We start from the raw sequence: 6,944 nt of genomic DNA, 5'->3' as shown, positions 1-6,944 counted from the left end.
AGGGCGTCGACGTCGGCCAGGTCACCAAGGTCGAGCGCGGCCCCGGTGGTCGCGGCGCCAAGGTGACGATGCTCGTCGAGAAGGGCAAGGGCGTCGACGTCAAGCAGGACGCCTCGATCGGCCTCCGCTGGCGGACGCTCCTCGGCCGCAACCTCTACGTCGACCTCAAGCCGGGCTCCAAGAGCGCGCCGGCGATCGGCGACACGATCATCCCGAAGTCGCGGACCGAGACGCAGACGGAGCTCGACCAGGCGATCGAGCCGTTCGACGCCGACGGCCGGAAGGCCGTCAAGACGATCATCGACGAGTTCGACAAGGGCTTCGCCTCTCCGGCGGGGTACCGCAGCACGGTCAAGAACCTCGGCCCCGCGATGAAGACCCTCGGCCCGGGACTGCGGTCGATCCGCGGCACCGAGCCCGGTGACCTGCAGCGCATGATCACCAACGCCAGCCGCACGGTCGGCGCGCTCGCCAAGAGCGAGGTCCAGCTCGGCGACCTCATCGACAACGGGAGCGTGGCGCTCGGCGTCACCGCCGCCCGGGCGTCGGACATGCGGGCGCTGCTCAGCACCGCCCCGGGCGCGCTGAGCGAGACGCGCGCGACGATGGCGCGCCTGCGGACGACCCTCGACGTGCTCGACCCGGTGGCGCAGCAGCTGCGCCCCGGCGCCCGCAAGGTCGACGACGCCGCCGACGACGCGACGCCGCTGCTGAACGCCGCCGCGCCCCTGCTGCGCGACGCGAAGCCGACGGTCCGCGCCCTGCGGCCGGCGGTCCAGGACCTCCTGAAGCTCACGAGCTCGGGCAATGCCCTGATGGCCGCGGCCAACCCGGTGCTCGACCAGGCGATCTACCCGATCCTGCCGTGGCTGCGGACCCGCTCCAAGGAGGTCGGCCTGAAGCAGTACGAGATGCTCGGCCCGCTCACCTCGGTTGCCGGCAGCGTCGCGGCGCTGGGCGACTCCAACGGTCCGGTCGTGAACTTCGAGGCCGGCTTGGGCGAGTCGCTCGAGCAGGGCTTCTCACCCTGCAAGACCTACATCTCCTCGGGTGATGTCCCGCTCGACAAGAAGATCGAGTGCGAGACCGTGGCGAAGCTCATCACGGGTCTCATCACGGGGACCCCGGTCAACGAGGTCGTCCTGAAGAACTCGTCCGTGAAGAACAGCGTCACCGACAACCTCCTCAAGACGTTCAAGGACAAGGCGAGCCTGCGGTCGCTGGTCAGCAAACTCGACATCAAGCAGGGGGCGGGACGATGAGTCGCAGCGCCGGTCGCGACCGGTTGATCCTCGAGCTCCGACGCTCGGTCGGGCCCGCGATCCTCTTCCTGCTCCTGATCCTCGCCGGCGTCTTCGCCGGGGTGACGGTCATCCGGAACCTCGCCGGCGACAAGCCGTGGGTCAGCTACGCGTCCTACAAGGTCGGGTTCGACAACGTCAAGGGCGTCGTCCCGGGCCGCGCCGAGCTCCGCATCGCCGGCATCAAGGCCGGCAGCGTCTCCTCCTCGAAGCTCGAGAACGGCCAGGCCGTCCTCGGGATCAAGATCGAGAAGAAGTACGCGCCGCTGCACACCGACGCGAAGGTCGTCATCCGGCCGGTCACCGCCCTGGAGGACGAGTACGTCGACATCCTCAGCCGCGGCAGCTCCAACGCGCCGCTGCTCAAGGAGGGTCAGGTGCTGCCGGCGACGCAGACGAAGTCGCAGGTCGAGGTCGGCCGCGTCCTGAACGTCCTGGACTCCGACACCCGGGCCCGGTTCTCGAGCCTGATCGACCAGCTGGGCGCCGGCACGAACGACCGCGGGGCGAAGCTCAAGGAGGGCTTCGCGCAGCTCGGCCCGTTCCTGCAGGTCGCCACCCGCCTCGGCGAGGCGCTGTCCTCCCGGCGCCAGAACACGGCCCGGCTGGTCCACAACTTCGCGAACATCACGGAGGTCCTCGGCAAGCGCGACCAGCAGCTGACCGGGTTCGTCGACAACGGCGGCCAGCTGCTCGGCACGCTCGCACAGCACGACGGCACGCTCTCGTCGACGATCGCGCAGCTGCCGGGCACGCTCAGGAACCTGCAGACGACGTTCGCGAACGTCCGGCAGACGACGGTGCCGCTGGACGCGGCACTGAAGTCCCTGAAGCCGGTCGCGAAGTCGCTGCCGTCCGGGCTCGACAGCCTCAGCGACTTCTCGGACGACGCCACGCCCGCCGTCACGTCGCTCCGACCCTCGGTGAAGGCGCTCAAGCCGCTCGCGAGGGAGCTCCCGCTCACGTCGCAGAACGCGTCGGACGCGCTGACGCCGCTGGTGCCGCAAGCGACGCAGCTCGCCCGCGGGGCGAAGATCGTGACCCCGTGCCTGCCGATCGTCGGCACGTTCGTCAGTCGCATCCAGTCGATCGCCAAGTACGGCGACGGCGGATACGTCGCCAATGCCCGCGCCACGGTCGGGGTCGGCTTCGCCGGCATCGGCAACTACGTCAAGGACATCGACTGGCGCATCCAGGGCCCGTGCACCGGAGACGCAGCGTCGGCGATCAAGAACAACGACCAGCCGGGCGCGAAGTCCTCGAGCACGCCACTGCCGTCTCGTGACGACGCCGTCAGCCAGGAGCAGAAGTAATGAAGACGCAGAACGTGGGCGCGAAGACGTTCGTGCTGCTCCTGATCCTCCTGGGCGGCATGGCGATCCTGGCGTACTTCTACTCGACGGCCGGCGGCAAGCTGCCGCTCGCGGAGAAGCCGTACAAGGTCACGGCGATCCTCACCGAGCCGCAGCAGGTGCTCAAGCACGCCGACGTCCGGTCCGCCGGCGTGAAGGTCGGCGAGGTCGGCACGATCGAGAACATCTCCGGCAACCGGACGTCGTTCGTCCTGGAGCTGAAGAAGAAGTACGCGCCGGTCTACCGCGACGCGAAGATCCTGGTCCGGCAGAAGACGCTCGTCGGTGAGAACTACGTCGACCTGACGATCGGCGACGCGAAGTCCGGGCAGGTCCCGGACGGCGGCACCCTCGCCGTCGCGGCCCAGCAGGAGTCGGTGCCGATCGACAAGGTCCTGAACACGCTGGACCCGAAGACGCGCAAGCACGTCAGCCAGAACCTCCGGGCGGCCGGTGACTCCGTCAAGGGCCGCGGCCAGGATCTGAACGACCTGTTCGACCGCGTCGCGCCGATCGCGGAGGACGGGAGCCAGCTGCTCGACATCCTCAACGAGCAGCGCGGGCAGATCGCGCGCCTGGTGGCCAACACCGGCGTCGTGATGGGCGCGATCAGCAGCCGGACGACCGACCTGCAGACGCTGGTCCGCACGGCGAAGGCGACGGCCGAGGCGGTCGCCGCCCGCGACCAGGCCGTGCGCACGACGTTCGAGTCGATCCCGCCGACGCTGAAGCAGGCCCGGACGACGGTGTCGCGGCTGACGCGGTTCTCCGGCAACGCGACCCCCGTGGTCACGGACCTCAAGACGTCGCTGCAGTCGCTGAAGCCGGTGCTCAACCGGCTCGGGCCGACGGCCACGAGGGCCCGCCGGCTGACGGACTCGCTGCCGGCCCTCTTCAAGGCGACGAACCCGACGCTGGCGTCCCTGACGCCGTTCGCGAACGACGGCGCCGCGACGGTCCCCACGATCGAGAACATCCTCCGCGAGGCGAACCCCGCGCTGGCGTACCTCGAGCCGTACCACAAGGAGTTCGGCAGCTTCCTCGCCAACTTCGGGCTGCACGCGGCGACCCAGGACAAGAACGGCATCCTCGGCGTCTGTGGCTGCCCGGTCAGCGACCGGACGCTGTCGAACCAGACGCCCGAGGTCCGTGCGCTCCTGGCGCCGCTCCTGGATCAGGGTCCCGTCAAGGACTTCATCCACGAGACGACGAACCACTACCGCAAGCCGAACTCGCTGCCCCGCGCGGACAGCGAGGCCACCCCGTTCGGGACCACGACGTCGAAGTTCCCGCACATCGGCCGCGACGACACCCCGGACCCGCCGGTACCGACCACGAAGTAGGCCGGAGACCACGACACCCCGCGTCACCCCGCGCCCGCGACGACCCGCCGCGGGCGCGGCCTCGGGCGCGGGGCGTTCGTGGGCCGGCCTCCCGCGACCGCATCCACAGAGGAGCGACAGATGAGCACGGACACCACCGAGGTCGACACCTACCTGCAGGTCGTCGCGGGCGTCCGCATCGCCTACGGCGTCGCGGCGTTCGCGGCGCCGGCGATCGCGCTCGCGCTGATCGGGGCGAAGTCCTCCGAGGACTCGCGGCAGGCCAACGTCTTCCTCGGCAGCCGCGACATCGCGCTTGGCATCCACACGCTGGTCGCGATCAGGAACGGGACCCAGCGCGACGCGGTCCTCGTCAACCAGCTCTGCGAGGTCGTCGACAGCGTGATCGTCGCCCAGGACGTGATCCGGCGCGGGAGGCTGACCCCGGCCTCGGCGTTCGGGGCGGCGTTCAACCTCTCGCAGCACCTCGTCTGGGCGCGCTCGCGGCGGCTGCTGGGCTGACGCGGGACTGGACTTCGCGCCGTCCTGGCCGAGGGCGGGGGACACGCGGATACGGCGTGCGGACGACGTGCGACACCGGGAGCGGTGCGCGGCGCGGCCGCGAGGGGCGGCGGCCGCGTCCCGCCCGCCGGGTCAGCCCCGGTGCCGCGCCGCGATCGCGGCGAAGCGCCGGGCCGACAGCGCCGTCCGCACCATCAGGAGGTCGTCCGTCGACGCCGCGACGTCGAGGCCCGTCATCGTGCGGATTCGCCCGAAGCGGTGCCGGACCGTGTTCTCGTGGACCTGCAGGGCCGTGGCCGTCGCGCGGATGCTCGCGTCGGTGGCGCAGAACGTCTCGAGCGTCCGGAGCAGGTCGGCGATGGACGGGTCGGGGTCCAGCAGGGGCCCGAGCAGCTCGAGCGCGATGCGGCCGGCGTCCGCCGGCGACGCGAGCAGCAGCCGCGCCGGCCCGAGCTCGTCGATGGTGCAGCCGACCGCGCCGGCGTCCCCGGCGGGGCGAGACTCCCGGTCGGCGCCGCCCATCGCCGCCACGATCGATCGTGCCTGCGCGGTCGCACGCGGGAGGTCCGCGAGGGAGCCGGACACTCCCGACACGCCGACCACGGCGTCCGTCGTGCCCGCGCCGTCCAGGGCCGCGACCAGCTCGTCGCGGACGTCGGTGGCCGCGTCGGCGGGGACGGTGTCGTCCGGCAGGTCGATCACCAGCGCCAGGCCGCCGGGGACGGGGACCGGGACGGCCTGCCAGGGGACGACGGCGGTCGTGAGGTCGTCGGCGTCGAGCGGGCCGCGCGCGAGCACGAGCGCCACCAGGCGGGGCGCCGCCGCGGCGATCTCGAGCCGCTCGGCGAGCTCCGCCGTCCCCGGCAGCGCGAGACCGTGGTCGAGCATCCGCTCGAAGGCCAGCGCGTGGACGTCGCCCCGGGCGAACCTCCGCGCCGTCGGGCGGCGGGTGGACGCCGAGAGCGCGGCGCCGGCCCGGACGGCGAGCAGCGCGTCGAACGGCGAGAGCGGGGCGGAGCGCTCGACGAGGACGAGCAGGCCCTGCTCCCCGGCCTCGAGCGCGACGTGCGTCGCGACGCACCGGTGCGTCAGGCCGCGGCGCAGGTCGGTCGCGACGGTCCGCGCGTGGCCCGGGTCGGTGTTGCGCATGACGCGCGCGATCTCGAGGCCGGCCGCCGGGCCGAGCGGGGGCCCCGGCTCGTCGCCGCCGCCGGCGCGGGCCACCGACCGGCCGTCGGCGCCGAGCACCTCGATCGGCCGGCCGGCCACCTGGGCGACCTGCTCCAGCAGCTCCTGGAACGGCGCGCCGGTGTGCTCGGCGAGCCGCTGCTCGAGCTCCGTGGCCCGGGGGAGGACCGAGCGTTCGCGGGCGAGCTCGTCGCGGACGGTCGCGAGCTGGGCGACGCGGAGCGAGCGGTCGACCCACCGGGCGGCCGACGTCGCGAAGGCCATGGCGGCGCGCTCGTCGTCGGGCGTGAAGGCGTGGCGCCGGTCGGCGTCGTCGAGGTAGGCGAGGCCGATCACGTGACCGCCGTGGATCATCGGCACGGCCATCAGCGACCGCACCTGCTGCTCGCGCACGACGCCGCGGGCGGTCCGCGCGTCGCGGGTCACGTCCGGCACGGACACGGGGCGGCGGGACCGGACGACGTCGGCGGTCAGCTCGTCGGGCGGGCCGCCCATGGTGACGCGGCGGACGGCGTCGGTGAGGGTCGCGGGATGCGCGACGCGTCCGCGGAAGCGGCCGGTGCGGCGGTCCCAGAGGTAGACGCTGCAGCGCTCGACGCCGACCAGCGCGGCCAGCGCCCGGGAGGCGTGCGCCAGGAACGTCCCGAGCCCGTCCTCGTCGCCGACGCGGGCGAGCGTGCTGCCGAAGGCGTGGGCGGCGCGCTCCTCGGGGCCGTCGCCCGCGGGGCGGGCGGTCGTCGCCGCGCGGCGCGAACGGGGGGCCGCGGACGGCGGCGAGAGCGCCTCGACGGTGGCCATCAGGCGGCGCTCCCCGCGTCGGCGAGGGCGCGCCCGGCGGCGATGAACTCGAGGACCATGGACGGGTCGGCGTAGTACGCGTCCCCGCCGCCGGTCTCGTAGCGCCGCTTGCCGTACTCGAACAGCACCGCCAGGCGCCACAGCGCGAAGGCCGCGTACCACGACAGGTCGGCCAGATCGCGACCCGTCGCGGCGGCGTACCGGGCGGCAAGCTCGTCCGGGGACGGGTAGCCGTCCTCGCAGGTGACCTGGCAGAGCCGGGTGAGCGGGTGCTCGGGTGCGGAGGGGTGCGCCCACGTCGCGACGAGGTAGCCGAGGTCGGCGAGCGGGTCGCCGATGGTGGCGAGCTCCCAGTCGAGGATCGCGGCGACGGGCTGCTCGTCGTCGGGGCGGACCATGAGGTTGCCGATGCGGTAGTCGCCGTGCACGATCGTCGCCGGACCGGAGACCGGCATGGTGTC

At 72.8% G+C, this 6,944-nt stretch carries 6 protein-coding genes; 4 read left to right on the top strand and 2 right to left on the bottom strand.

The genetic code is table 11. The features are described 5' to 3' along the window. From AB0L40_RS25430 to AB0L40_RS25415, 4 genes are all read left to right on the top strand, one after another. Window positions 1-1,262, top strand: a 1,262-nt coding sequence (locus AB0L40_RS25430) for an MlaD family protein (protein WP_364361214.1), incomplete at its 5' end; no start/stop codon positions are given. Next, window positions 1,259-2,614 carry an MlaD family protein gene (locus tag AB0L40_RS25425; RefSeq protein WP_364361212.1) on the top strand — a complete coding sequence of 452 codons (1,356 nt, stop codon included), beginning with the start codon at window positions 1,259-1,261 and terminating at the stop codon, window positions 2,612-2,614. The genes AB0L40_RS25430 and AB0L40_RS25425, both read left to right, overlap by 4 nt. Then, complete coding sequence (locus AB0L40_RS25420) at window positions 2,614-3,996, top strand: MlaD family protein (protein ID WP_364361210.1); 1,383 nt, start codon at window positions 2,614-2,616, stop codon at window positions 3,994-3,996. Before AB0L40_RS25425 ends, AB0L40_RS25420 begins: the two co-directional genes overlap by 1 nt. Before the next feature lie 120 nt (window positions 3,997-4,116). Continuing rightward, a complete protein-coding gene (locus AB0L40_RS25415) occupies window positions 4,117-4,497 on the top strand; it encodes a hypothetical protein (protein ID WP_364361208.1) in 381 nt (126 codons plus the stop codon). Window positions 4,498-4,629: 132 nt separating this feature from the next. On the opposite strand, the gene AB0L40_RS25410 is transcribed toward AB0L40_RS25415, so the two are convergent. Next, entirely contained in the window at window positions 4,630-6,483 is a 1,854-nt protein-coding gene (locus tag AB0L40_RS25410; protein ID WP_364361206.1) for a GAF domain-containing protein, read from the bottom strand. Continuing rightward, the coding region (locus AB0L40_RS25405) for a phosphotransferase (RefSeq protein WP_364361204.1) at window positions 6,483-6,944 on the bottom strand (462 nt) is incomplete at its 5' end. The genes AB0L40_RS25410 and AB0L40_RS25405, both read right to left, overlap by 1 nt.

This window comes from Patulibacter sp. NPDC049589 (assembly GCF_040675535.1).
Lineage (GTDB): Bacteria > Actinomycetota > Thermoleophilia > Solirubrobacterales > Solirubrobacteraceae > Patulibacter.
Note: the sequence above shows the minus strand (reverse complement) of the source record. Positions and strands in the feature narration are given on the sequence as shown.